The sequence below is a fragment of the Pantoea sp. CTOTU46764 genome (assembly GCF_031974595.1).
Lineage (GTDB): Bacteria > Pseudomonadota > Gammaproteobacteria > Enterobacterales > Enterobacteriaceae > Pantoea > Pantoea trifolii.
Map to the genome: position 1 here is coordinate 1986 of NZ_DALYOQ010000066.1, position 25362 is coordinate 27347.

Consider the following 25362-nt stretch of genomic DNA (forward strand, 5'->3'; position numbering starts at 1 on the left):
TTAAATTAAACGTCCCGCCAGATATATTTACGGATTAGAGATGAGCAATAAATATGCCCCATCACAGATTTTTCTTCATTGGTTGACCTTCCTGTTGGTCGTCACTGCGTATTGCACCATGGAATTTCGTGGATTGGCGACGCGCGGTTCGTGGCAAGGCTTTGCCATGATCATTGGTCACTTCAGCGCTGGAAGCTGTGTGCTGGTGATTATGCTGTCGCGCATCCTGCTGCGTTTTCGTCATCGCAGCCCGGCAATTGTGCCCAAACCACCGCACTGGCAAACCGGGCTGGCGCATCTGATGCATCTGGCGATCTACGTGTTTTTCATCGTCTTACCGACGCTGGGGATTCTGTCGCGTTTCTATATGGGACGAACCTGGTGGATTTTTGGTATTCCGATGCCGGTGAGTGGCGATCCTGATCCGGATTTCGCCGATACGATTGCGGGGTGGCATGAAACCCTCGCGCCATATGGTTACTGGCTGATCGGCATTCACGCCGTTGCCGCGCTGGCACATCATTATCTGTTTAAAGACAACACTTTAATGCGCATGATGCCGTCGCGTCGCTCACGTTAAAAAAGTTACAGTGTCACTAAAGTGTCAGACTAAAGCTGTCATCCAGCAACGCCAGAATCTCGCTATCCGGCAAGCCGTTCTCCAGCGTGATGCTCAGCCAATGCTCTTTGTTCATGTGGTAAGCCGGATAAACGCCGGGCAACTGGCGCAGCGACCCAATCAGTTCAGGTCGTGCTTTGATGTTCATCACGTCAATTACCGGCCCATCCGGTAAACCGAGTTTGTGACTTTCCAGCGGGAACACCAGCGCAAACCATTTGCGGTGCCGCGGATGACGCAGCACCGCATATTCACTGTGCTTTTTCCACGGATAATCGGGTTCTACCTGATAGTGCTGAATGATGTAGTCGAACAGCTGCTGGCGTTGCATGCATCCTCCGTGGTGAACGCGGGATAAGGGCCGCCGAAGATGGCGGCCCTGAGACTTTATAAAGCTGAAGCAAACGTTGCCAGTGTTCGATTAAAACGCGCAGGTTCTTCGATAAATGGCGCATGGCCAGAATCGGCAAACATCTGTGTCTGAATGCGCGAATTGATACCCTTTACTCTGGCGAGAGATGCAGCAGGATTCACCAATGCATCATGCTCACCGTAGATGAACAGCAGCGGCACACGCACATTTTTTACTCCTTTTTCTAATGCAATGGTCATGGTGGGCACCGCTCGTTGCATGGGCCACGCAGCCAGCGCGGCGTTGGCCAGCAGGCGTTCAAAGGTGGTGCGGTCAGGTTGCTGGTAAAAACATAGCTGCAGAAAGGCCCGCTCGCCATCCAGATGTGTTTTCAAATCACTTGCCGTCATTGCGCCATATACGTCATGCGCCGGAATCAATGTGGGATTGAGCTCTACCACACCGTCGACGTAGATAGCGCCACTGATATTACCGTCACCATAGGCCGCCAGGTAGTTGGTGATCACCGCCCCGCCCAATGACCATCCGACTAATAACGGCTTATTGGCATGGCTTTGATTAATTACTGCGCGGAGATCGTCGGCCCAGCGTTTCCCATCGCGGTAAGCTGATTCTTGTTCTGGCTTGTCGGATAAACCGTGCCCACGCATATCGAATGTAATCAGCCGATAGCGTTGCTGTAACTGCGCGTCACTGATCTGTTTTTCCCAGTTTAAGTGGCTGCCAAGCAAACCATGAATAAACACAATAGGTAAACCATCAGGATTACCTGATTCCTGTACTGCCAGCTTCACGCCATCTGGCGCGGTAATGGAGTACTGCTTCTCAGCGGCAAACAGCGTGGCAGAAAAGAGCATGAGAACGCCGATAAACATTGTGCGTTTAAAAAGTAACAGCATAAAAAATCTCCTTAAATGAATGATTCCCGGCTATCCTGAACCCTGACACTGATGTCAGAGTCAAGCCGCTTTATGGGGAGTCACTTATGCAGTTATCAATTGGAGAGCTGGCAAGAGAGACAGGTGTGAGCGTGCGCGCCATTCGTCATTACGATCGCCATCATCTGCTAACTTCAACACGTGCCTGCAATGGATACCGTTTTTTCCCGCCACAGGCGATCACCCAGGTGCGCCAGATTCAACGGCTCATCAATACCGGTTTCAGCATTGCCGAAATCTGCTCTTTTCCGGATTGTATGCGCATGATCGAAGGGGCAGCATTCTGCCCGGAAACTCAGGCTGTGCAATATAAGCGACTGGCGGATATTGAACGCCAAATTAGTGAACTCGAATCTCGTCGGGCATTGCTGATGGCCACGCTGGCTGAAGGCATCACCCGATGATGCGGTTTTATTAACAGTGCGGTCAGTAATGTTCTTTGCGGATAAATTTTTGCGCTAAATCAGCGCTCTTAGACCAGGGAAGTGAATGATGTTCCATCTGATTTTCAGCATACCGAGCTGGTATGTGATCGCCCGATTTTTGTTCCCGTTAGCCATGCCCTTGCTGTTAAAAATCATCCTTTCTCTGCTGGTGTTGCTGGCTTCGCAATATCTGCTGGTGAGCCGTTTTACCTCTGGCAGCATGTTCTCGCCGGAAATGCCGCGCGCCATCGTCATCCTGTTCAACTGGGGTTTCAGCGCCGTTTTATTCCTCGCGCTGACGCAGTTTGTGATTGATGTAGTGGCGCTGGTTTCACTGTTGTTCCGCCATCCGTTCGAAATCGTGCCTGCGGTGCGTTATGTGGCGGCGGCGTTTGCCTTGATTCTTGCCACGGTTGGCGTTTATCAGGCTATCCGCGTGCCGCCGATCAAAGATGTGACCATTGAGATTGACAACCTTCCGCGCGAATTCGAAGGCTATCAACTGTTGCAGTTGACCGATATGCACATCACCAAACTCTTCAACGAGAAATGGACGCGCGCGCTGGTGCAAAAAGCCATGACGCTGGATGTCGATCTGATTCTGGTCACCGGCGATGTGATTGATGGCACGCTGCAGAATCGTCGCGCGGACGTCGAGCCGTTGCGCGGATTACATGCCCGCGATGGCGTGTTTGCTATCACCGGCAATCACGAATATTTCTTTGAGCAGGAGCGCTGGACCGCGCATCTGGCATCACTGGGTCTTGAGCCGTTACTCAATCGTCATACGGTGATTAAGCGCGATAACGCCGAACTGGTGATCGCCGGCATGCCGGATACGTCAGCAGCACGACGTGGCGCAGTTGGCCCCGATTTGGAACTGGCGCTGGCCGGTGCGCCGGAAAACGCTCCGGTGATCTTGCTCGACCACCAGCCGCGTAACGCGCGTCAAAACGCGCTCAAAAACATCGATCTGCAACTCTCCGGCCATACGCACGGCGGCCTGATTGTTGGCTTTGATCGCCTGTTTGCCAAACCCAACGCGGGCTTCGTGTCGGGTTTGTATCAGGTCGACGGCATGCAGCTCTACGTCAACAATGGCACCGCGCTCTGGCCAGGCATGGCGGTGCGTTTGGGCCGACCATCGGAGTTGACCCGCATTACGCTAAAGCGCAAACCGTAACGCGCTGTTTAAGGTTGTGGGATTGTCCGCGAGGCATCCCATAACCTCATCATCTGAGCGATTCCCCGCTCAATTTCGGCGAGAGGGACGTCATCCCGCGCCAGCGTCGAGATGCCCAGCATAAAGCTGTTGAAGCTGACCGCCAGGGAAAGCGTCTCTTCCTCATCTCTCAATTCACCGCTGCTGATCCCTCTTTCAACGCAATGCTTGATCCCTTCACGAGTACGCATCCGCGATGCTTCAAGCGGTTTTAACACGTGGCGGTTTTCATCGGAGCAGGAAGACATCACGCTTAGCGCAACCATACATCCGCGCGGATGCGAAGGATCGTACTGCATTCTGGCGGAGTTGAGCAGCGCAGTTTCCAGCGCCTGGCGTCCGGGCACGCTGCTATCCCACAAGGCTTCCGTGACCTGAGCATGGGTTTGCAAATAACAGTTCACGGTTTCAGCAAAGAGTGCCTCTTTCGATCCAAACGCGGCATAGAAGCTTGGCGCGGTGATGCCTTTACCTATAGAGGCTTTGAGCTGCGCCAGCGAGGTTGATTCATAGCCGTTCTCCCAGAAAAGGTGCATCGCTTTGATCACCGCTTCATCCCGGTCAAATTGTCTTGGTCTGCCTGTTCTCATCATCACATCCTCCGCCATTTATACTAATCGATACAGAATTCATTGACAACGCACAGCTCGCCTCCGCAATATAAATACCGATCGATACATATATTCATGGCGCTTCGCGGCGCTGTTGCAAATCAAGAGCAGGCTAAATAATGAATTCAACGTTTAAGCACGAAGAAGCCCAACGGCTGCCAATCATGGCGCTTTTGGCGCTCGCGATGGCAGGTTTTATCTGCATCCTGACTGAAACCATACCCGCCGGATTGCTGCCACAAATCAGTCAGGGGCTTAATATTTCCCCCTCGCTGGCCGGTCAATGGGTTACCTCCTATGCAGCCGGTTCGCTACTGGCCGCGATTCCGCTCACATTGCTGACCCGAAGCTGGTCGCGCCGGGTTGTGCTGCTGAGCACCGTGTGTGGATTTCTGCTGTTTAACACTCTTACCGCCGTCTCTTCTGACGTTGTCATCATCTTAATAGCGCGATTTTTTGCTGGTGCGTCAGCCGGTTTGGCGTGGAGTCTGATTGCGGGCTATGCGCGAAGAATGGTGGTTCCATCGCTGCAGGGACGCGCATTGGCGCTCGCCATGGTGGGCACGCCAATCGCTCTTTCACTCGGTGTTCCGGCAGGCACATGGATGGGTTCGTTGCTGGGATGGCGTCTGACATTTGCCGCCATGTCGGGTCTCTCTCTCATTCTTATCGGCTGGATTTTGCTGGCCGTGCCGAACCATCCCGGCCAATCTGCCACGCAAAAAATGCCGCTCGGCGCAGTATTACGCCTCCCCGGCGTAAGTGCCGTGCTCGGCGTGGTGCTGACCTGGATGCTGGCGCATAACATTCTCTACACCTACATTGCACCGTTCATTGCTTCAGCCGGTCTGGCTGATCGCGTGGATGTGGTGCTGCTGATCTTTGGTATTGCGGCATTGGGGGGAATATTCATTACCGGTAAGATCATTGATACGCATCTGCGCAAAGCGGTGCTGCTGTCACTCTCCATCTTTGCTGCGGTGTCGGTGATTTTTGGTCTAAGTACGCCAACACCCGCCGTGATCTATGCGGGCATAGCCGTTTGGGGACTCACCTTCGGCGGTGCCGCGACGCTGCTGCAAACGGCTTTGGCAGATGCCGCCGGCGAATATGCCGATGTCGCGCTCTCCATGAATGTCGTCACCTGGAACAGCGCTATCGCCCTCGGCGGTTTGACCGGCGGAATGTTGCTGGAACATGTCGGCTCCCAATCTTTTCCGTGGGCGATTCTGCTATTGCTGTTGGTCGCGTTGGGAATTGCGCTGCGTGCTAAGCAGGGTTTCCCGGCTGCGAACAGCCGGCAAACCGGCATGACACCGGTGGCTTAGCGTAAACATACATTGCACATGCTGTAGCGGCGCGATTTATCGCGCAAATAATTGCGCCGCTACGATTCGTGAACTCGGTAATTTACGCTTTCGCAAACGCTAACAAATCGGGGTTAATCTGCTCAGGATGCGTCGCGAACATACCGTGCGACAAGCCTGGGTAGGTTTTCAGCGTGCCCTGTTTCAGCAGCTTAATCGCCTTATGCGCCGAATCATTAATCGGCACCACCTGATCGTCTTCCCCGTGCAGCACCAATACTGGCACGGTTATCGCTTTTAAATCTTCGGTAAAATCGGTTTCCGAGAACGCAGCGATACAGTCGTACTGCGCCTTAGCGCCGCCCGCCATGCCCTGACGCCACCAGTTATCGATCAAGCCCTGACTGACTCTCACTCCCGGACGGTTGAAACCATAGAACGGACCCGCTGGCACATCGATAAAGAACTGCGCGCGGTTGGCTGCCAGCGCCGAGCGAAAACCGTCAAACACCGATTTCGGTAAACCTTCCGGATTGGCGTCGGTTTGCAACATGATTGGCGGCACGGCGCCCATCAACACCGCCTTCGCCACGCGGCCTGGCTCAGCGTGCGCTACATAACGCGCCACTTCACCGCCACCGGTTGAGTGACCGATATGGATAGCGTTGCGTAGGTCCAGCGCGTTAGCCAGTTCTGCCACGTCGGCGGCGTAAGTGTTCATATCGTTGCCGCTAGCGGTCTGATCGGAACGGCCATGGCCGCGACGGTCGTGGGCGATAACGCGATAACCTTGCGCTAAGAAGAACAACATTTGGTTGTCCCAGTCATCGGCGCTTAACGGCCAGCCGTGGTGAAACACCACCGGTTGGGCATTTTTCGGGCCCCAGTCTTTATAAAAGATTTTGGTACCGTCTTGAGTGGTGATGATGCCGTTGCTCATGAGTAAGTCCTCTGTATGTGATTGTCTGCGTTCGATGGGCTTATTGTCATGGAAAGCGGCAACGGCTAATATTGTCAAATATGACACATTAAGGGCCGTAACTGACAAATGATAAAAACTGATGAAAGCAGCGTTGTCGCGGAGATTGGCTTAGTGATCTATCCCGATTGCCAACTCGCGGCGATATATGGCTTAACCGATATGTTCAGGATTGCTGCGGAATGGGCCGAGAATATATCGGGTGAAGAGCGCAAGCGGACGATTCGTGTCTCACATTGGCAGATTGATGCGCACAGCGATCACATGGTTTGCGTCTGGGATAGCCATCCCGATACAGCACATCGCCTGAGCCACGTGATTGCGCCGCCAAGTCTGGTGGTGCCAGCGAAAATGGTGCCCATGAAGGTGCCCGCCAATTGGATGAGTAAGCTTTATGACGCAGGCGTAACACTCTGTTCGGTGTGCGCCGGTGCCTTTGTGCTGGCCGAAACCGGACTGATCGATCATCGTCGCGCCACCACGCACTGGGCCTTTGCACAGACGCTGTCGGAGCGTTTTCCTGCGGTAGACGTCGCGGTGGAAAATATGGTGATTGACGATGGCGACATTATTACCGCCGGTGGGATTTTGGCGTGGACGGATTTGGGTTTAACGCTGATCGAAAAAGTGCTCGGCACCGGCACCATGCTGGCGACCTCACGCTTTTTACTGATCGACCCGCCGCGACGCGAGCAAAGCACCTATTCGGCATTTATCCCCAATTTCGATCACGGTGATAGCCTGATTCTGCGCGCGCAGCATCATCTTCATGCCCATGTTGCCGAGCAGCACAGCATTGAGAGCATGTCGGCGCTGGCAAGCATGACGCCACGTACTTTTCTGCGCCATTTCCAGAAAGCGACCGGCCTGCGACCAACGGATTATTTGCAGCAGGTACGCATTATGAAAGCGCGCGACGCGCTGGAGCTGAGTAATCGTTCGGTCGATCAGATCGCCTGGGAGATCGGCTACAGCGACCCTTCCGCTTTCCGCAAAATTTTCCGCAAGCTCACCGGCGTCACGCCCGGCCAGTATCGGCAGCGGTTTGGTACCCGACAACATAATTAACGCCCATCACAGCAGGAAAATTGCCGTTTTCCTGCCATGATTACGTTCGTCCCGTTCCGATTACTTGCTAAGGATTTCTATGCCACTGCGTTCGCTTCAGGCTCTGTGTCTGGTTAACTTTTTTATGGCTGACGTACGAGATGGTCTTGGGCCTTTTCTCGGCATATTTCTGACAGAACGCCACTGGAATGCAGGAGATATTGGCTGGGTGATGACCGCCGGTGGCCTTGCAGGGCTGGTTGCCACCCTGCCGGCGGGTTTAGCCACAGACGCTACTCGCCATAAACGATCGTTGCTGCTCATAGGTTCACTCCTGATCACCCTATCCACCTTACTGCTGTGGTATTTCCATCAGGGATGGATCGTGGTTTTATCGCAGATTGTGACTGGCCTTTCCGCCGCGCTCATCGCGCCGATGTTGACGGGTATTACCCTTGGCCTGGCCGGTCCGCAAGGATTCAGCCATCAAATGGGGAGAAATGAAGCCTTCAACCACGGCGGTAATATGACAGCCGCCATTATTGCGGGTGCTTCCGTGTGGTTGTGGGGCACGGGTGCGGTGTTTGTACTCATGACAACGATGGCGCTGTGTGCAGGTGCAGCCGTGCTGGCTATTCGCCATAATGACATCGATAACCTTGCCGCGCGCGGGCTTTCTGGCAGCGAATCGGTTAGCAACGTCCCACGTCTTTATCAGATTGCCCGTAATCCTGCCGTCATTATTACGGGAGTTACGCTGTTACTCTTCCATCTTGGCAATGCCGCGCTGTTACCTATGCTGAGCCTGCGGGTGGCGGCAGCACACAATGCAGCCATCAGCCCCGGACTTTATGCTGCCGCCACGGTGGTTATTTCACAATGTGTGATGATTCCCATGGCGCTGTATGCTGCACGTCACGCACCGCGTTTTGGCTATCCCGTGCTGATCACGGCGGCGCTGCTGGTGCTGCCGTTACGTGCGTTGATTGCCTCCGCTTTTGACGGCGCTTATTTCATGATTCCGGTACAGATTCTGGATGGCGTAGCGGCGGGTCTGCTGGGCGTGGCGGTGCCGGGTTATATCGTGAAGGTGCTCGAGGGCAGCGGACATACCAATGCCGGTCAGGGCTTTATCATGCTCATGCAGGGCATCGGCGCGGCAATGAGTCCCGCGTTGGCGGGAAACATAGCCGCAGCCTATTCCTATCGCAGTGCATTTGCCGTGCTGGGCGCGATCGCCCTGGCGGCGCTGATCACCTGGTGGATAGGCAGCCGTTATTCAGAGAAAAACGGCGTGCCACGCTCAGCGCGTTCTTAGCTAAGGCTCGATTAACTCAGCTGGAAACGCCCAACGGTGTTCGCCAGCTGCGAGGCCTGATCTTCCAACGAACTGGCGGCGGCAGACATCTCCTGCACCAGCGCGGCGTTTTGCTGCGTGGTGCTGTCCATCTCGTTCACCGCGATGGTCACCTGGCTGATGCCGCGCGCCTGCTCATCGGACGCAATCACAATTTCACCAATGATGGTGCGCACTGAATTCACCGCCTGGGTCATCTCCTGCATGGTTCTACCGGCATCCTGCACCAGCTGCACGCCGCTGCCGACGCGCTGCGTGGATTCTTCAATCAGCGCGCCGATATCTTTCACCGCATTGGCGCTGCGCTGGGCCAGATTACGCACTTCCGACGCCACCACAGCAAAGCCGCGCCCTTGTTCCCCGGCGCGTGCCGCTTCTACTGCGGCGTTCAGCGCCAGAATATTGGTCTGGAAGGCGATGCTGTTGATGATGGCGGTGATGTCACCAATCTTCTTCGCGCTATCGTCGATCTGCGCCATGGTTTGCACCACTTCGCCCACCAGCGTTTCACCGCGGCTGGCGATATGCGTGGCATTGTCGGTCAACGTTGTTGCCTGATGCGCGTTGGTGGCGTTGTGTTTCACCGTGGCGGTGATCTGCTCCATGCTGGCGGCCGTTTGCTCCAGCGCGGCAGCTTGCTGCTCAGTGCGCGAGGCCAGATTGAGGTTGCCGCTGGCGATTTCACCCGCGCCCTGACGCACCGACGAACTGGCATCCTGAATCTGTCCCACGATATCGCGCAGCTGGTTTTGCATGGTATGCAGCGCATAGAACAAGCTGCTGTTATCGCGACCTTTAAGCGTGATGATGTTATCGAGTTTGCCATCGGCGACGGCCAGCGCGATGGTCGCGGCTTCCAGCGGTTCGCCACCAATCGGCTTCAGCACTTTGCGGCTGAACAGCATACCCAGCAGCGTACACACCACCAGAATGCTGATGATCATCAGGATCACCGCGTTGATCATTTGACGATGTGCCGCAGCCATTACCTGGCTGACCGGCGCAACCACGCCGAGATACCATTTCTGATCGCTGTTACCAATTACCACCGGCTGCCACGTCACCAACACATCTTCACCCAGCAACGCATCATGATGCTCCATCACGCTGCTGCTGAAATTGTTGGTATCGCCTTTCCACGGCTTGCTGGTCTGGCTTTTATCCGGATAAGAGACCACATTGCCCGCGCTGGAGAGCAACATCGCATAGCCGCTGCCTTCCCACGGTTTGATTTTGTTGACCTTCTCCTGCAGTGCCGCCACCGAGGTCAGCAGCGTCGGCACACCGTTGTAGGCGTAGCTGTATGGCTCGATCAGCATGTCTTTCTGGCTTTTTTGTGGCAGCAGATAGTAATCGCCCTGACCCGGCGTGAAGATGGAGGTCAGCGGATGCAGGTTGAATTTGCCGCTTTGATCGCGGTCGACAAAGAACGCATAGCGCCCTTTGGGTGCCGCGTTGGGTTGGGTGGCAAACTCCGCGTCACGTCCGTCGAAGGCGTTCTCTTCAAAGATCACCGAGATCGACAGATAATCAGGATTATCGCGCAGCGCAGATTCCATCAGCTTATCGGCGACTTTACGATCCTGAATTCCCGCCGCTGGCAGCGCAATCAGGCTGTGGCCGAGGTTGTGCGCCACATCGCGCGCATAACTGAGCTGATGCTGAATTTGCAGCGCCTGGCTTTGCGCTATCTGCTGCAGGTAGTTTTCAGCCAGCGACTTTTGTTCATTACTGGATTGCCAGCTAAGCACGCCGATGGTCACGGCAAAGCCGAGCGTGATGGTTAAGGCGCCCGTCAGCAGCATCTGCGTGCGGGTGCTCATTTTTTTCTTAGGTGATGCGTGTTTGGCCATTATGGCGCTCCTGGAGTTGACACTTTTCGGTAATCAGAACCACTCCCTGTGCGCGTACATCCCTTTGAACACTTTATCGGCGCGCAGCGGGGGAACTTGATGGCGACATATTAAACTCCGTAGGGTCGCCACTAATGGCAACCGGCTTTAGGCCAGCGCCCGCTCCCTTCTGGTCAATGAGCCGAATAAAGGCTATTATTCAGCTCACTATATGAGCCGAATATCAACCCTATTCAGCTCATGCAATTCAGGAGTGAGCTTATGATGTGGATTTGGCAGCAGCCCGATTGGCCGCGGTTTCGCTGGCAGGATGAAAAAATACTGCCGCGCCTGCGCCAGTTGCAGCAGCAACGCGGCGTCTTGCTGGGCCGCGCCAGCGTGCAAGACAATAGCGAACAACAAACGCTGGATACGCTGCTAAGCAATATCCTCTCTTCTTCAGCGATTGAAGATGAGCGCGTCAACGCGCAGTCGGTACGATCTTCGCTTGCCCGCCGTTTGGGCGTTTCGCTCGATCAGCCTTACCCGGTTTCCGAACGTTCAGAAGGTTTGGCAACCATGATGATGGATGCCATTACGCAACGCGATCAGGAATTAACGTTGGCGCGTATATGTCAGTGGCATCGCTGGCTGTTTCCCGAAAGTGAATGGACCATTAAGCGGTTAAATGTCGGCACGCTGCGCGGCGATGAGCCAATGCAGGTGGTTTCAGGCCGTATCGATCGACCAACGGTACATTTCGAAGCGCCAGCACGCGCCGGGCTGGAAGCGCAGCTAGAGCAATTTAATGCCTGGTTTAATCACAGTCGCGAAGATCCGCTGCTCGATCCGCTGTTGCGCGCTGCGTTGTGCCACTTGTGGTTTGTTACGCTGCACCCGTTTGATGACGGTAATGGACGTATCACGCGCGCCCTCACAGATTTGGCGCTGGCGCAGGCTGATAGCCAGAGCATCCGTTTGTATGCCATGTCCGCATCGATTCTGGCGCGACGCGCCGATTATTACCGCATCCTGCAGGAGACGCAGCGCGGCGCAATGGACGTCACCGATTGGTTGCTGTGGTTTTGTGATGTGCTGAATGAAAGTCTTGAAAAGGCACTGGAAACCGTCACGCGCACGCAAAATAAAGCGCGCTTCTGGTTGATGCACAATGCAGCTGAATTGAGTGCCGAGCAAACCCGCGTGCTGAATCGCTTACTGGATGGCGGAGAACAGGGGTTCAGTGAAGGCATCAGCGCAGGCCAGTACCAGAAAGTGGCGAAAGTGAGTAAAGCTACCGCGACGCGACATCTGACTGAATTGCTGGCGAAAGGGTGTCTGGAGAAATTACCCGGCGGCGGGCGCAGCACGCGGTATCAGATTAAACATTGAGGGTGCGGAAGATAATCAGGTGCGCATCAATGCACACCTGACGAAACCAATTACGCCGCTTTAACGGCGCGAACTTTCTTTTCCGGTGCTGCCGTTTCCGCTTCGGTCTCGGTTTCCGCAGAAGCTTCAGGCGCTTGCGAAACCTCTCCCTTTACGCTTTCCGGCAGCTTGCTGGTGCGCAGGATATGCTGCACCGCGTCTTTCTGTTCAGCCAACAGCAGACCCAATGCTTCGGCCTGCGCTTCACCCAGTTCTGGCTGATGCTGCTGAAGCCAATCGGTGAAGGCGTCTGCCATATCCAGCATTTTGTCCCAGGCATCCGCGTCTTTTTTGTTGGCAAACGTCATTTTTTCTTCACCCTTTCTGACTACAACATATTTGGTTTCGACTGCCATGATGCACCTCGGTTAACTGTATTTATATACAGTATATTCTGATCAAACTTTTCCAGGCAATGACTTTCTGCCTTTAAGCCAGTAATTCTTCCAGAAACAGCGCCAACGCTTTGCGCGGATCGTCCTCTTCCGAGACGATCATCTCAATGCCCCACTGCCCCAACACCTCTTTCGCCACCGGATTATTGCGGTTGGTGAACAGGTACGATTTCGGACGCGCGGTAGCCAATCCGGTGCGGCCCCACATTTTTGTCAGGCGGTAGAATAACAGACGAATATTGAAATCGCTGATGCTGTAGCCCACAAACAACACCGAGTTGCCCATCACGTCGTGCGTGAGTTTGATATCCAGCGGCGAATCAAAATAGAGCCGTTCAAAGTAGCTGCTTTCATCTAGCACGATGGAAGTATCGTCGTCGAAATCACCATGTAACTTAATGATATGGCGCTTATCTTCGGTCAACGATACCAAATCCGCCGCATTCGCCACTTTGCTGTAAGGCACGTTGTGCGCTTCATGCGCCATCTCCAGCCAGCGATCGTAATTGGTGGTATAGATGCGTGAGAAGTTGCCTTGCGTGATCATGGTGTGGATTTCAGAACTGCGCACATCAATATCCGGACGATGCCATTCGCGATCCATCCAGCTGCGCAGCGGTCCCAGCGAGCCTTTACGTTGTTTGTAATACTCCGCCAACGACAAATGTGTGCCGTAGGTGTTGAAGATTTTCGGGTCGTAGCCCAGTTCTTTAGCCAGATGCGCAATCAGCTCATGCCATTCTGGTAAGCCCAGATTGCGCGAAATGCCCGCACCGGCAAACAGAATCAATTTACCGGCATCGTAGGCGCGTTTAAGCTCGGGTTTCATGCTAATCCCCGCGATGTTTTCAAAAAGGTAGCGAAGCGGTCCAGCGCCAGTCGACGCATCGAAATCTCATTTTTTAGCTCGCCCATTTCGGCGAAGGTTTGCGTATGCCCTTCCGGGATAAACACGCAGTCCCACTGAAATTCGCGTGGACCGGCAGGCTCGGTGGCGATGGTGCCGCGCAGTTCGCCTTCGAATTGATACATTTTCTGCCCGTCACAATAGCCGAGCACGGTTTTCGCCGTGACGCAGGGACTATCGAGACCGTTCACCAGTTTGGTGAAGCGTTCGGCGTTCAGGCGGCTCCAGAATATGCGCGTCAGCCCGGCTGGTAAGCCGTTCAGACCATCCAGATAGAGCCCGGTGTGCTCGACAAACAGCGGACGACCAATAATCGAGAACGCTTTGGTGAGCTTATCGCGCACCAGTTCGACCTCATTTTCAGTCTGAATCTCTTCAATACGGCGTGCGATGGGCAGCACTTCGACACCGACCGGCTCAAGGATGGTACGCACCTCGGCCAGCTTTAGCTCGTTGGCAGACAGGAATCGTATTTTCATTGCAATCAGTACGTTGAAAGTGGGTTTAAGCTCGGTAAAAGCCTCTCCGTTGGTAGTTGATTCTAACGTGCATACCGGGAACTGGGTAGGAACAATCAATTATTTAAGTAAACAAAACTATGACTTTCACCGGGCATGAATCTAAAATAATTATGCGCCGCTATTTGAAAAATATGACAAAGAAAAATGAGAACCTCAGATGATCTCTTATTTTAATTCCAGATATTCCATGCTAAGAGATTTGCCCTTCATTTTGCAGGGTGATAACCCAGAGAAAAAATTACGCTTAACGCTGCTGATTGCTGGATTTTCCAGCATCCTGGCGGGTTTTTATATGGTAGCGACTAATTTCATCAGGGGAGAAAATGGTGTCACAGCCTTATACTGCCTGAGTACCGTGATAGGATTTTATATTGTCCTTGCGGCTTTCAGTAACCGGCTGAACAAACATCTCTACCTCATCGTCCATACTTTGTTACTGATCATAATGCTGCTTTTCCTGCTGGATAATGGTCATGCGGTAGAGAAACACTCCGAGTACAATTATTTGGTGGCGTTAACCGTGGGTTCAGCATTGGTATTACGCCAGCAAACTACTTACTTAAGTAAAATATTCCCGATAATCTGCCTGGCGGTTTATCTCTTTTTTATTTCTACCGGATTAACATGGCAACATAGCGCCTTTGAGCTCAATATTCCGCATGAGTCCGGCTTTTATATCGTTAACTGCGCTGTGCCGATGATCGCACTCTTGTTGACGGCATTCACACTGCGTGGCAATTACTCTGAAACCGATTTAATCAAACGCGAACTTTCACAAGCTATCGAAAAAAACCAGCTGGAACTCTATTACCAGCCACAGGTGGATAACCATAAAAAACTGATCGGCTTTGAAGCCTTGCTACGCTGGAAGCATCCTTCGAAAGGCTTTATCTCGCCAGAAGTGTTTATTCCCGTGGCCGAGAAAAGTGGTTTGATAATAGAGATTGGCAAATGGGTGATGGAACGCGCCTTGCAGCAAATCGCCGAATGGGATCGCGGTCAGTATCTCGGTGATTTGGTCTTTTCGATTAACATCAGTCCGCTGCAGTTAATACACCGCGATTTCACCCAGGATACCTTGTTGACGCTATCGCATTATAAAATCCGTCCAGAGCGCCTGAAGTTTGAAATTACTGAAACCACCTTTGTCTATGATCAAAAGCGCATTGGTGATGTGATCAGCCATTTTAGTCAGCTGGGTGTTAAATGGGCGATTGATGACTTTGGCGTCGGCTATTCATCACTTAAGTCGATCAGTGATTTTGCTATTAATGATATTAAGATCGATAAATCATTAATCATGCAGATTTTTAAAAACGAATCATCCGCCATAGTGGTGCAGAAAACCATCGAGTTATCGCGTGAAATGGGACTGAATGTGCTCGCCGAAGGCATTGAGAGTGAGGAGTATTTTACCTACCTGCGTGATAAAGGTTGTCATCTGTTTCAGGGCTACCATTTCGCCCGCCCGCTGCCGGTTGCTGATGCGCTGGTCTGGATCAAAAAAGCGAAAATATAACCCTCAGTTTTTATCGAAACGCCATTTATGGTGACCAGGTGCGCATAAATGCGCACCCTACAAAACCGCGTCATATATTCGTACGATCGATATCTATGCCGACGAGGTGCGCATTAATGCGCACCCTACAAACCGCGCCTTATATTCGTACGATCGGCATTTATGGCGACCAGGTGCGCATTAATGCGCACCCTACGAAAACCGCGCCATACCATTGTAGGGTCGCCATTTATGGCGACCGGAACAAATAATCACTGATAAACAATCCCCGGAGGATTTACCTGCGAGGTTTCCACCGCCTCTTCCTGTTCGCCCCAGCGTGCCAACACTTGTTTATATTCGCCGCTGGCAATCGCACCGTTGATCGCCTGCTGCAGCGCCACATCCAATCCATTGCCTTTTTTAGTGGTCACCGCCACCCACGCACGAAAAGGTCCGTGGCCGACGATTTTGGTTTGCCCGCGCGAAGCGACTTTCCATGCTGCCATCGCCTGCGGGCCAAACGAGGCATCGGCACGCCCGGAAAGCAGTGCCAGCGTGGCTGCCGCATCATCGTTGAGATAGATCGGCTGCACCGGCGCTAAGCCCTGCGCGCGGTTCTTCTCATCCCAGCTGAGTAAAATCCGCTCCTGATTGGTGCCTGATCCAACAATAATGCGCTTACCCGCCACATCTTCGCGGCCTTTAATCGCGGTGATTGCGCTGTTGGTTTTCACCGCAAATGCATGGTTATCCGCGCGATAGGTAGCGAAATCGAACTTCTTTTTACGCTCTTCGGTAACGGCAATATTGAACATCGCCACGTCGTAACGTCCGGCGGTGATGCCCAGCGGCCAATCTTCCCAGGCGGCTGGCACCAGTTTCAGTTTTAAGCCCAAACTATCCGCCAGCAGACGTGCAATATCCGGATCGCTGCCAATCAGCGTTTTATTATCCGACGCCCACAACCCGATGGGCGGCGAATTCATCGACGTGGTGGCAACGGTCAGATAACCCGGATTAACAAAGTGAAAACCCGCCGGAATTTTCGCGATAGCCTGTGGATTCGCCGCAATGTTAATTGGCGTTTCGTTGTTTTTGGCATCCAGCGTTTCTGCTGCGATGGCTGGCGCGCCTAACATCACTGTCAGCAACGCCGTAATCATCACGCGTTCCATTAAAGTACCCGCGCCAGAAAACGTTTGGTGCGCTCGTGGCGCGGCTGATTCAATACCTGATGGCTGCTGCCCTGCTCGACAATGCGGCCATCGACCATAAACACCACGTTATCCGCCACTTCTCGCGCAAAACCGACTTCGTGCGTGACAATCACCAGCGTGGTGCCGGAACGCGCCAGCTTTTTAATCACATCCAGTACTTCGCCCACCAGTTCGGGATCGAGCGCCGACGTCGGTTCATCAAACAGCATCACACGTGGGTTAAGCATCAAGGCTCGCGCAATGGCGATACGCTGCTGCTGGCCGCCCGACAAATGGCGCGGCCAGGCATCGGCTTTATGGCGCAGGCCAACCACATCCAGCAACTCACCGGCGCGATCGATCGCTTCACGGCGCGACAGCTGACGATGCGCAATCGGTGCTTCAATCAGGTTATCCAGCACCGTCAGATGCGGGAACAGATTGAAGTTCTGGAACACATAGCCAACGTTAATGCGCTGACGCAGAATCGCCTGCTCTTTCAGCTCATACAGTTTGTCGCCGCGCCGCTGATAACCGATGTAATCGCCATCGATCTGGATATAACCTTCATCGACGCGCTCCAGATGGTTGATGGTGCGCAGCAGCGTCGATTTACCCGAGCCGGATGGCCCGAGAATCACCGTCACCGACCCCGGTTCCAGCTCCAGCGACACATCATCCAGCGCTTTCAGTTTGCCGAACGACTTGCTCACGCCGGTGATGCTGATGGCGCCAGCGCTATGCAGATTGCGGTAATCAATGGCTTCGGACATGGGAAAGCTCCTCGGTAGCAGGTTTGGCGCTGCGGTTACGCCATTGACGCCAGCGCGACGGCTGCGGTTCACGGGTGACACTGCGCGCCAGCCAGCGCTCAACGCTGTGCTGCAGCAGTGACAAGACGGTGGTGATAATCAGATACCAGGCCGCGCCAACCATCAGCAGCGGAATCACCTGCTGCGTGCGGTTGTAGATCATCTGGATGGTGTAAAACAGTTCCGGCATCGCCAGCACGTACACCATTGAGGTGCCTTTGGCGAGGCTGATGATTTCATTAAAGGTGGTGGGAATAATCGCGCGCAGCGCCTGCGGCAGAATGATGCGAAAGGTGCGGCGCGTGGAGGATAATCCCAACGCCGACGCCGCTTCAAACTGGCCGTGATCGACACCCAAAAAGCCGCCGCGAATGATTTCGGCGCTATAGGCGCTCTGCACCAGCGTCAAACCAATCACCGCCGCCGGGAACTGGCCGAGCACGTTGATGGTCTGGAAGTGGCCCCACGACAGCGCGGTAAACGGAATGCCGAGCGACAGCGTGTCGTACAGATAGGAGAAGTTGTAGAGGATGATCAGTACCACAATCAGCGGCAGCGAGCGGAACAGCCAGATATAGCCGAACGCCAGCGTGCTAAGCAGCCATGATGACGAGAGACGCGCCAGCGCCAGCAAACCGCCGAAAATCAGGCTGAGAATGGTGCCAAACAGCGTCAGCAGCAGCGTTTGCCCTAAACCGCTCAGGATCACCGGATCAAAAAACCATTTGGCGAACACGCCCCATTCCCAGCGCGGATTAAAGGCAACAGAATCAATCACACTGGCCAGAATAAACAGCGCGACAATCGCGCCGACGGTACGTGCCGGATAACGCGCCGGCACCACGGTTAAACGTTGTGGTTCATTACTCATTGCAACTCCTTAGCTGGCCTGCGCCACGCTATGCACATCAATCACTTTCAGGAAGCGCAAGCGTCCATCGTGTGGCGGCTGGCTGTAGACTTCCATATCCTCCAGCAGCTCAAACTGCGGCTGATAACCGTGGCCGATATACAACTTCACCGCTTCCGGCTGGCGGAAACCGGTGGTGAGAAACACGCGCTGGTAGCCTGCACGCAGTGCGCGACGTTCCAGTTCCTGCAGAATCAGCAGCGCCAATCCCTGACGTCGTAGATCGCTGCGCGTCCAGATGCGTTTAAACTCAGCGGTCAACGCGTCATAAGGTTTGTACGCGCCCATCGCGATGATCTCGCCGTCACGCTCCAGCACGATAAACAGCCCACGCGGCGGCAAATACCATTCGGTCAGCTCAACCTCTTTTTGGCTGGTGAAGAACGCGCCGTAGCGCGCGCTGTATTCACCAAACAGTCCGGTCAAAATCGGCTGCAGCTCAGGCGCTTCCGGTGACACTTCGCGGAACAGTTGCTCGCTCATGCGGCCTCCTTAATCGCCCAATCCGGCCGGATTGATCTCTGAACTGTCGATACGCTCAACGCCTTCACCCCAACGCTTCAGCACCTTGTCGTAATCGCCGTTTTTGATCACGCCATTCAGCGCGGTGTTGATCGGCTGCACCAGGCCGCCATTTTTCTTCACCGTCACCGCGATATGCGCCGCTTTCGGCCAGCCACCATCAACGCTGCCAACCAAACGCGTTTGCTTAGTTAGCGCCGCTTTCCATGCGCCAATCACGTTCGGACCGAAAAAGGCATCGGCGCGACCGGACTGCAGCGCCAGCGTTTGTGCCGCATCATCTTTGGTATACACCGGCGTAAACGGCTTCAATCCTTTGGCCTGATTGGCTTTATCCCACGCCAGCAGGATCGATTCCTGATTGGTGCCAGAGCCGACGATAATGCGCAGTCCGGCGATATCTTCCGCTTTAGTGATCGCCTTGATCGGGCTGCTGGATTTGACGTAAAAGCCGAGTGAATCTTTGCGATAGGTGGCGAAATCGAAGCGCTCTTTGCGCTCTTTGGTGACGGTCACGTTACTGATCGCCGCATCGTATTTGCCCGATGCCACGCCCAGCGGCCAGTCTTCCCACGAGGTGGGCACCACGTTGAGTTTTAAACCCAGGCTGTCGGCGACTAAGCGGGCGATATCCACTTCGCTGCCGAGCAGGGTTTTGTTGTCATCACTGAATACGGTTAATGGCGGCGAATTTAGCGCGGCCACCGCCACGGTGAACGAGCCCGGCACGGCGAAGCGATGTCCGGCCGGAATCTGTGCTACTGCGGCGTCATTCTTCGCGGTATTGACCGGCGTTTTGTTGGCTTCAACACTGACGTTCTGACCATTAACCGCCACATCATCGGCGAATACAGCGCTGCTCATGCCCAGCAACAGCAGCGCGATAAGGGATTTTTTCTGCATAGCGTTTATTCTCGTGTTTTATTTTTGTGTGTATTGATTAACCGGATCTTTCAAACCAAAGCTGGCGCGCAGCGTGGTGCCGGGATAGTCGCTGCGGGTTAACCCGCGCGCTTGCAGAATCGGTACCACGCGATCGACAAAGCGTTCGAAGGTATCTGGCGTGCCGCCCTGAATGATGAAGCCATCGGTGGCTTCGCTCTCAAACCACAGCTGCAAACCGTCGGCCACCTGCTCTGGCGTGCCGTGAAACAGCGGACGCGGCGTGGCGGCTTCCAGCGCCGCCTGACGCAGCGTGTGGCCATGCTCGCGCGCCTTGCGTTTGATTTCGTCGGTGGTGCTGCGGAAGCTGTTTTGCCCGATATCGCCGAGTGCCGGGAACGGCTCATCCAGCGGATATTGTGAAAAGTCGTGATGATCAAAGAAGCGACCGAGATAGTTGAGCGCATCTTTGATGGAAACCAGCGCGGCGGTGGTTTGATACTGCTGCTCCACATCTTCCGCACTGTCGCCCACAATCACGCCAACGCCCTGGAAAATGTGCAGATCGCCCGGCTCGCGGCCATTCGCCACCAGCTGTTTTTTCACATCGCGGTAGAATGCCTGCGCTTCTTCGCGCGTCGGCTGGTGGGTGAAGATGGCGTCAGCATGTTTAGCGGCCAGCTTGCGGCCATCTTCCGATGCGCCCGCCTGGAACACCACCGGACGTCCTTGTGGCGTGCGTTCGATATTCAGCGGTCCTTGCACCTGGAAAAAATCGCCGTGGTGATTCAGCGTGTGCAGCTTTTCGGGATCGAAGAACTTGCCGCTCTGTTTATTCCGCACAAAAGCGTCGCCTTCCCACGAATCCCACAGCCCTTTCACCACTTGCAGATACTCATCGGCGATGCGATAGCGCAGCGCGTGTTCAGGATGCTGCTGACGCGAGAAGTTCTTCGCCGATCCCTCCAGCGGCGAGGTCACGACGTTCCAGCCCGCACGACCGCCGCTCAGATGATCGAGGCTGGCAAACTGACGCGCCACGGTGAACGGCTCGCTGTACGAAGTGGAAACCGTGCCAACCAAACCGAGATGTTCGGTGACGCCCGCCAGCGCCGACAGCAAGGTCAGCGGCTCGAAGCGATTGAGGAAGTGGGGAATCGATTTTTCGTTGATGAACAGGCCATCGGCAACAAACAGGAAATCCAGCTTGCCCGCTTCCGCCTTGCGTGCAATGTGTTTGGCGTAATCAAAATTGATGCTGGCATCCGCCAGCGCCGCCGGATGACGCCACGCGGACATATTGCCGGATGCGCCATGCAGAATGGTGCCCAATCGCAGTTGTCTTGCAGTCATAATGTTCTCTCTTTTGCCAAAGCGCAGCCTGACGGCGACATCGTGTCGCCGTACAGAATCGAAATGAAATCAGTAAATCGGGCTAGTTCAGAATGGCGTCACGACATCGCGCATTGAGGTGCTGCAACGCTTGCTGAGCCAGTTGCGTAAAGTAGTGTGCAGCGGGGGCAATCAGCGCTTCATCGGGATTGAAGCCGCCATGATGCAGACCAAATTCGCTGGCGCTGCCAATGCTGACAAACGCGCCGGGGATCTGCTGTAAGTAGTAAGCGAAATCTTCGCCGCCGAGGTGCAGCTCAGCGGTCTGCACGCGGTAACCCGCCTGCTGCGCCACGTTGCTGGCAAACTGCGCCCAACGCGCATCGTTTTCCAGCACCGGCGGACCGGGATGCCAGCTAAAAGTGGCGCTGGCACCGTTGGCGGCGGCGATGTTCTCGACCAGCGTGCGGGCGCGCTGTTCCAGCTCGGCGCGCACCTGTTTGTCATGGGTGCGCACCGTACCGCCAAATTCGGCCTCGCCGGGCAGCACGTTCCAGGTTTTTCCAGCGTCAATGCGCGTCACGCTGAGCACTAAGCTGTCCAGCGTATTAAAGCTGCGGCTGGTCAGCGATTGCAGCGCCTGAATGATCTGGCTGGCGACCACAATGCTGTCCACGCCCTCTTCCGGATGCGCGGCGTGCGCCCCTTTACCGGAAACGCGCACGATAAATTTATCCGCATTGGCGTAAAACGCGCCGCCGCGTGTGGCGAAGGTGCCGGTCGGCAAACCGGGTTCATTGTGCATGCCGAAAATCGCCTGCACCCCGTCCAAAACGCCCGCATTGATCAACTGGCGTGCGCCGGTGGCGTTCTCTTCCGCCGGTTGGAACAGAATACGAATGCGGCCCGGCAATTGATCTTCAACGGCTTTCAACTGCAAAGCTGCGCCCAGCATCACCGCGCTGTGTACGTCATGACCGCAGGCGTGCATCACGCCGCTGTTGCGCGAACGGTATGCCAGTCCGGTGGCTTCGTGAATCGGTAGTGCATCGATATCGGCACGCAGCGCAATCAGCGTGTCGCCGCGCCCCACTTCCACGATCACGCCGGTTTCCAGCGGGTAATCCAGCAGACGCAAACCGGCGTCCTGTAACCAGCGGCGCAGGCGCGCGGTGGTTTCGACTTCGCGACCGGATAACTCCGGCCAGCTGTGCAGCTCACGTCGCCAGTCAATCAGCTGATGTTCGCTAAATTGCGTCATACCTGCCTCCGTAAGCAGCAAATCAAGCCGTGACTAAACGGTGAGTGGCCAGCAGTTCAAGTGATTTCACGCGCGCCTGCTCTTCAGCCACCGGCGTATCAATCACAAACTCTTCAATGCCGAAATGCTGATGCAGCGCATCCAACTTGGCATGCACCTGCGCGGCGGTGCCTTTCAGCAGCGACGGCGTGCGCGGTTCAATCACGTAATCGCTGTAACCGCCCTGACGCACGTAGCGTTCGGCCTGCTCGACGCTGCCGACATTCACGCTTGGGCCATCTTTGACGCTGACGTGATACACGCGCAGGTTATCCACCAGCAGATCGGCTTCTGCCGGAGAATCTGCCACCACCACTTGTACCGCCACCAGCGCGCGCTGGCCGTTGCTGTGCTGGCGATAGCTGTTAAGGACTTTTTCCATTAATTGCGGATCGCCGTTGTGATGCGCAGCGAACACCAGCTGCCAGCCGAGTTCCGCCGCCAGTTTGGCGCTCTCTTCACTGGCACCCAGCAGGAAACGATTGGCCGGACGCGGCGGCTGCGGCGTGGCGCGCAGAATTTCTTCGTCGCCCACCGGCGGCACATGCAGCCAGCTATCCAGCAGCGTCAACTGTTCGGCGAAGCTGCCTTTCTCCTGCAGATGTACGCCCAGCTGCAGCGCACGCGTCGAGAGCGGCAAGCCGCCTGGCGCTTTGCCGACGCCGACGTCAATGCGTCCCGGCGCTAATGACGCCAGCAGGTTGAAGTTTTCCGCCACTTTGTACGGGCTGTAATGTTGCAGCATCACACCGCCGGAGCCGACGCGAATGTGTTGTGTCTGGCCGATGATCCAGGCGATCAGCAGTTCCGGCGACGGGCTCGCCAGACGATCGCTGTTGTGGTGTTCCGCCAACCAGAAGCGGTGATAACCCCAGCTTTCCGCCTGCTGCGCCAGCTGTAAAGTACGGTGTAGCGCGTGGCTGGCTGTCTCTCCATCAGCAATCGGCGATTTATCCAGCAAACTCAGTCGGTATGACATGCGCCTTATCCTTATCGTCATGAATATGGCGAGTAGTGTGTGGCGCAGAAGGCGGGTTCGTAAAACATGATATTGTCGTATCTATATTTACTTTATGCATATCAGGGAGATAGATTGGACCGTTTGGTGTAAACTCCTTTGAAAACACACAATTATCCCCGCTGAATAGGGATTGTTGTGGTGATGTTTTGAAAATGTGATATTCAATATAAAATTATTAAAACATCGTTTCAAAATGTGACGCAATTCATCCAATCGCCATTCCCTTATTTTTCCAGCCACTATTTTCTCTATGCTGGCACCACGCGGCACCTCTCGACAAAATCAATGCGCCGCACCTTCCTGCCTCCCCCTTAGCTGGAGAAAAAGCATGACGTTTAAAAAATTACTTCTGGTCGTTTCGTTATCCTCTGCGGCAGCGTTTTGCCCTGCCGTGGCGTCCGCTAAAGTCATCAAAGTGGCCGAAGTACAACCGGCGGGTTATCCCACCGTGGTAGCACTTGAACACATGGGCGAGAAGCTGAAAAAAGCCACTGACGGGCGGTTAGAGATGAAGGTTTACGCCGGTGGCGTATTGGGTGATGAAGACCAAACGCTGCAGCAGGTGCAACTGGGCGCGATTGATATGATTCGTGTTTCACTGGCACCGGTCACCAGCATCGCGCCGGAAACCAGCGTATTAACCTTGCCGTATGTTTTTCGCGATGAAGATCATATGCACAAGGTGCTGGATGGTGATATCGGGAAAAGTATCGTCGAGAAATTCGATAACGATCCCAACGCCCGCATGATTTTCCTCGGCTGGACCGATGCCGGCGTGCGCAACATGATCACCAAAAAGCCGATCGCCAAACCCGAAGATCTCAAGGGCATGAAAATCCGCGTGCAAAACAGTGCGATCTCGCTGGCGACCTTGAAAGCGATGGGGGCGAATCCGGTCGCGATGGGCGTGAGCGAAGTGTTTAGCGCCATGCAAACCGGCGTGGTGGATGGCACTGAAAACAACCCGCCAACTTTTGTCGCCCACAACTATATGCCCGTTGCGAAGTACTACACCCTGAGCGGGCACTTTATTCAGCCTGAAATGATTCTCTACTCCAAACCGTTGTGGAATCGTCTCTCGGCGGATGACCAGGCGTTGCTGAAGAAATTAGGCAAAGAGGCGCAGGAGGAAGAACGCCAGCTTTGGGCAGCCTATACCCAGCAATCCATCGAGAAGATGAAAGCCGGTGGCGTGACCTTCCAGCAAACCGACCGTGAAACCTTCATGAAAGCCACACAGCCGGTGCGCGATCAGTTTGGCGGCAACTATCAGGATTTGATGAAACAAATTGCTGATGTGAAGTAATCCTCCCCACGCCACGTGCCTGCGTGGCGTTTTAATCAGGTAAACATTATGACTGCATATTCTCGTCTGATGGATGGGCTTTATTTGCTGTGCATGGCGATTGCCGCCGTTGCCTTGTTAATCATGGTGACGGTGATTCCCATCGGGATTTTCTCACGCTATGTGCTGAACGACGCTTTATCCTGGCCCGAACCGGTCGCCATCATTTGCATGATCATCTTTACCTTTATTGGTGCGCCAGTCGGGTTCCGCGCCGGCACGCATATTTGCGTGTCGATGATGACCGACCGGCTCTCGCCCGCCAATCAGCGCTGGCTGCTGAAGTTGTCTGATGCGCTGATGATCATCACCTGTCTGGTGATTTTCCGCGCCAGTTACAACCTGTGCGAAGCGATGTGGGTGCAAACGCTGGCCTCATTGCCGGTGGTGACCTACGGCGAAATGTATTTGCCGATTCCGGTTGGCGCGATCTTTACGCTGTTGTTTGTGATTGAGCGATTGGTTAATGGCGATCAAAGCCAACGCGCCATCGTGACTCTTGGCGGCACCCACTAAGCGGAGAAGAAAATGGACGCACTGATTTTGATAGGCAGTTTGCTGGTGCTGCTGATGCTGG

Annotated in this window: 26 protein-coding genes; 10 read left to right on the top strand and 16 right to left on the bottom strand. The window is 54.6% G+C overall.

The genetic code is table 11. From position 1 onward, the window contains the following. The first annotated feature begins 40 nt into the window (after window positions 1-40). Window positions 41-580 carry a cytochrome b561 gene (gene cybB, locus RTM06_RS18055; protein ID WP_293793876.1) on the top strand — a complete coding sequence of 180 codons (540 nt, stop codon included), beginning with the start codon at window positions 41-43 and terminating at the stop codon, window positions 578-580. A 16-nt stretch (window positions 581-596) separates the two neighbouring features. On the opposite strand, the gene RTM06_RS18060 is transcribed toward cybB, so the two are convergent. Then, a complete protein-coding gene (locus RTM06_RS18060) occupies window positions 597-950 on the bottom strand; it encodes an MmcQ/YjbR family DNA-binding protein (RefSeq protein ID WP_312184030.1) in 354 nt (117 codons plus the stop codon). A 56-nt stretch (window positions 951-1006) separates the two neighbouring features. After that, window positions 1007-1891 carry an alpha/beta fold hydrolase gene (locus RTM06_RS18065; protein ID WP_409455815.1) on the bottom strand — a complete coding sequence of 295 codons (885 nt, stop codon included), beginning with the start codon at window positions 1889-1891 and terminating at the stop codon, window positions 1007-1009. A gap of 86 nt (window positions 1892-1977) precedes the next feature. On the opposite strand from RTM06_RS18065, the gene RTM06_RS18070 reads away from it, so the two are divergent. Further along, the gene (locus tag RTM06_RS18070; protein WP_110866970.1) at window positions 1978-2334 is read left to right on the top strand and encodes a MerR family transcriptional regulator; all 357 of its coding nucleotides are present in this window, start codon (window positions 1978-1980) and stop codon (window positions 2332-2334) included. Window positions 2335-2422: 88 nt separating this feature from the next. Next, window positions 2423-3538 carry a metallophosphoesterase gene (locus RTM06_RS18075; RefSeq protein ID WP_312184067.1) on the top strand — a complete coding sequence of 372 codons (1116 nt, stop codon included), beginning with the start codon at window positions 2423-2425 and terminating at the stop codon, window positions 3536-3538. An 8-nt stretch (window positions 3539-3546) separates the two neighbouring features. Here RTM06_RS18075 and RTM06_RS18080 read toward each other — a convergent pair whose 3' ends face one another. Next, the gene (locus RTM06_RS18080) at window positions 3547-4170 is read right to left on the bottom strand and encodes a TetR/AcrR family transcriptional regulator (protein WP_312184035.1); all 624 of its coding nucleotides are present in this window, start codon (window positions 4168-4170) and stop codon (window positions 3547-3549) included. A 137-nt stretch (window positions 4171-4307) separates the two neighbouring features. Here RTM06_RS18080 and RTM06_RS18085 point away from each other — a divergent pair, with 137 nt between their 5' ends. Then, entirely contained in the window at window positions 4308-5516 is a 1209-nt protein-coding gene (locus RTM06_RS18085; RefSeq protein ID WP_312184037.1) for an MFS transporter, read from the top strand. A gap of 82 nt (window positions 5517-5598) precedes the next feature. Here RTM06_RS18085 and RTM06_RS18090 read toward each other — a convergent pair whose 3' ends face one another. Continuing rightward, a complete protein-coding gene (locus RTM06_RS18090; protein WP_312184039.1) occupies window positions 5599-6435 on the bottom strand; it encodes an alpha/beta hydrolase in 837 nt (278 codons plus the stop codon). A 108-nt stretch (window positions 6436-6543) separates the two neighbouring features. Between RTM06_RS18090 and RTM06_RS18095 the strand changes: the two genes are divergently transcribed. Beyond that, window positions 6544-7542: a GlxA family transcriptional regulator gene (locus RTM06_RS18095; RefSeq protein ID WP_312184041.1), complete on the top strand. Its 999-nt coding sequence runs from the start codon at window positions 6544-6546 to the stop codon at window positions 7540-7542. Between the two features lie 79 nt (window positions 7543-7621). Beyond that, window positions 7622-8839 carry an MFS transporter gene (locus RTM06_RS18100; protein ID WP_256698785.1) on the top strand — a complete coding sequence of 406 codons (1218 nt, stop codon included), beginning with the start codon at window positions 7622-7624 and terminating at the stop codon, window positions 8837-8839. An 11-nt stretch (window positions 8840-8850) separates the two neighbouring features. Here RTM06_RS18100 and RTM06_RS18105 read toward each other — a convergent pair whose 3' ends face one another. Further along, window positions 8851-10731 carry a methyl-accepting chemotaxis protein gene (locus tag RTM06_RS18105; RefSeq protein ID WP_312184044.1) on the bottom strand — a complete coding sequence of 627 codons (1881 nt, stop codon included), beginning with the start codon at window positions 10729-10731 and terminating at the stop codon, window positions 8851-8853. Between the two features lie 264 nt (window positions 10732-10995). Here RTM06_RS18105 and RTM06_RS18110 point away from each other — a divergent pair, with 264 nt between their 5' ends. Beyond that, window positions 10996-12102 (top strand): Fic family protein, encoded by a 1107-nt coding sequence (locus RTM06_RS18110; protein ID WP_409455816.1) that lies wholly within the window; start codon window positions 10996-10998, stop codon window positions 12100-12102. Window positions 12103-12152: 50 nt separating this feature from the next. On the opposite strand, the gene RTM06_RS18115 is transcribed toward RTM06_RS18110, so the two are convergent. From RTM06_RS18115 to RTM06_RS18125, 3 genes are all read right to left on the bottom strand, one after another. After that, complete coding sequence (locus tag RTM06_RS18115; RefSeq protein ID WP_312184049.1) at window positions 12153-12497, bottom strand: YebG family protein; 345 nt, start codon at window positions 12495-12497, stop codon at window positions 12153-12155. Between the two features lie 73 nt (window positions 12498-12570). Next, window positions 12571-13365 carry an SIR2 family protein gene (locus RTM06_RS18120; RefSeq protein WP_008108794.1) on the bottom strand — a complete coding sequence of 265 codons (795 nt, stop codon included), beginning with the start codon at window positions 13363-13365 and terminating at the stop codon, window positions 12571-12573. After that, window positions 13362-13922: a non-canonical purine NTP pyrophosphatase gene (locus RTM06_RS18125; RefSeq protein ID WP_008108796.1), complete on the bottom strand. Its 561-nt coding sequence runs from the start codon at window positions 13920-13922 to the stop codon at window positions 13362-13364. Before RTM06_RS18125 ends, RTM06_RS18120 begins: the two co-directional genes overlap by 4 nt. A 199-nt stretch (window positions 13923-14121) precedes the next feature. On the opposite strand from RTM06_RS18125, the gene RTM06_RS18130 reads away from it, so the two are divergent. Next, window positions 14122-15483 (top strand): EAL domain-containing protein, encoded by a 1362-nt coding sequence (locus RTM06_RS18130; protein WP_312184054.1) that lies wholly within the window; start codon window positions 14122-14124, stop codon window positions 15481-15483. A 251-nt stretch (window positions 15484-15734) separates the two neighbouring features. Here RTM06_RS18130 and RTM06_RS18135 read toward each other — a convergent pair whose 3' ends face one another. The 8 genes from RTM06_RS18135 to RTM06_RS18170 all read right to left on the bottom strand — a co-directional run bounded on the left by RTM06_RS18135 (window position 15735) and on the right by RTM06_RS18170 (window position 23398). Continuing rightward, window positions 15735-16640 carry an ABC transporter substrate-binding protein gene (locus RTM06_RS18135; protein ID WP_256698791.1) on the bottom strand — a complete coding sequence of 302 codons (906 nt, stop codon included), beginning with the start codon at window positions 16638-16640 and terminating at the stop codon, window positions 15735-15737. Then, window positions 16640-17434 carry an amino acid ABC transporter ATP-binding protein gene (locus tag RTM06_RS18140; protein ID WP_265298507.1) on the bottom strand — a complete coding sequence of 265 codons (795 nt, stop codon included), beginning with the start codon at window positions 17432-17434 and terminating at the stop codon, window positions 16640-16642. The genes RTM06_RS18135 and RTM06_RS18140 overlap by 1 nt, the downstream gene beginning before the upstream one ends. Continuing rightward, on the bottom strand, window positions 17418-18344 hold the full coding sequence (locus RTM06_RS18145; RefSeq protein ID WP_008108808.1) for an amino acid ABC transporter permease: 927 nt from the start codon (window positions 18342-18344) through the stop codon (window positions 17418-17420). Before RTM06_RS18145 ends, RTM06_RS18140 begins: the two co-directional genes overlap by 17 nt. 9 nt (window positions 18345-18353) lie before the next feature. Further along, window positions 18354-18866, bottom strand: a complete 513-nt coding sequence (locus tag RTM06_RS18150; RefSeq protein ID WP_312184056.1) for a GNAT family N-acetyltransferase — start codon at window positions 18864-18866, stop codon at window positions 18354-18356. A gap of 9 nt (window positions 18867-18875) precedes the next feature. Continuing rightward, complete coding sequence (locus RTM06_RS18155) at window positions 18876-19808, bottom strand: ABC transporter substrate-binding protein (RefSeq protein ID WP_312184058.1); 933 nt, start codon at window positions 19806-19808, stop codon at window positions 18876-18878. Window positions 19809-19826: 18 nt separating this feature from the next. Continuing rightward, complete coding sequence (locus tag RTM06_RS18160; protein WP_312184060.1) at window positions 19827-21140, bottom strand: LLM class flavin-dependent oxidoreductase; 1314 nt, start codon at window positions 21138-21140, stop codon at window positions 19827-19829. 82 nt (window positions 21141-21222) lie between these two features. Continuing rightward, window positions 21223-22380 carry an amidohydrolase gene (locus tag RTM06_RS18165; RefSeq protein WP_312184061.1) on the bottom strand — a complete coding sequence of 386 codons (1158 nt, stop codon included), beginning with the start codon at window positions 22378-22380 and terminating at the stop codon, window positions 21223-21225. Window positions 22381-22402: 22 nt separating this feature from the next. Continuing rightward, window positions 22403-23398 (bottom strand): MsnO8 family LLM class oxidoreductase, encoded by a 996-nt coding sequence (locus RTM06_RS18170; protein ID WP_256698798.1) that lies wholly within the window; start codon window positions 23396-23398, stop codon window positions 22403-22405. A gap of 370 nt (window positions 23399-23768) precedes the next feature. On the opposite strand from RTM06_RS18170, the gene RTM06_RS18175 reads away from it, so the two are divergent. Continuing rightward, complete coding sequence (locus RTM06_RS18175) at window positions 23769-24746, top strand: TRAP transporter substrate-binding protein (RefSeq protein WP_312184063.1); 978 nt, start codon at window positions 23769-23771, stop codon at window positions 24744-24746. A 48-nt stretch (window positions 24747-24794) separates the two neighbouring features. Next, a complete protein-coding gene (locus RTM06_RS18180) occupies window positions 24795-25301 on the top strand; it encodes a TRAP transporter small permease (protein ID WP_256698800.1) in 507 nt (168 codons plus the stop codon). Window positions 25302-25362 lie beyond the last annotated feature (61 nt).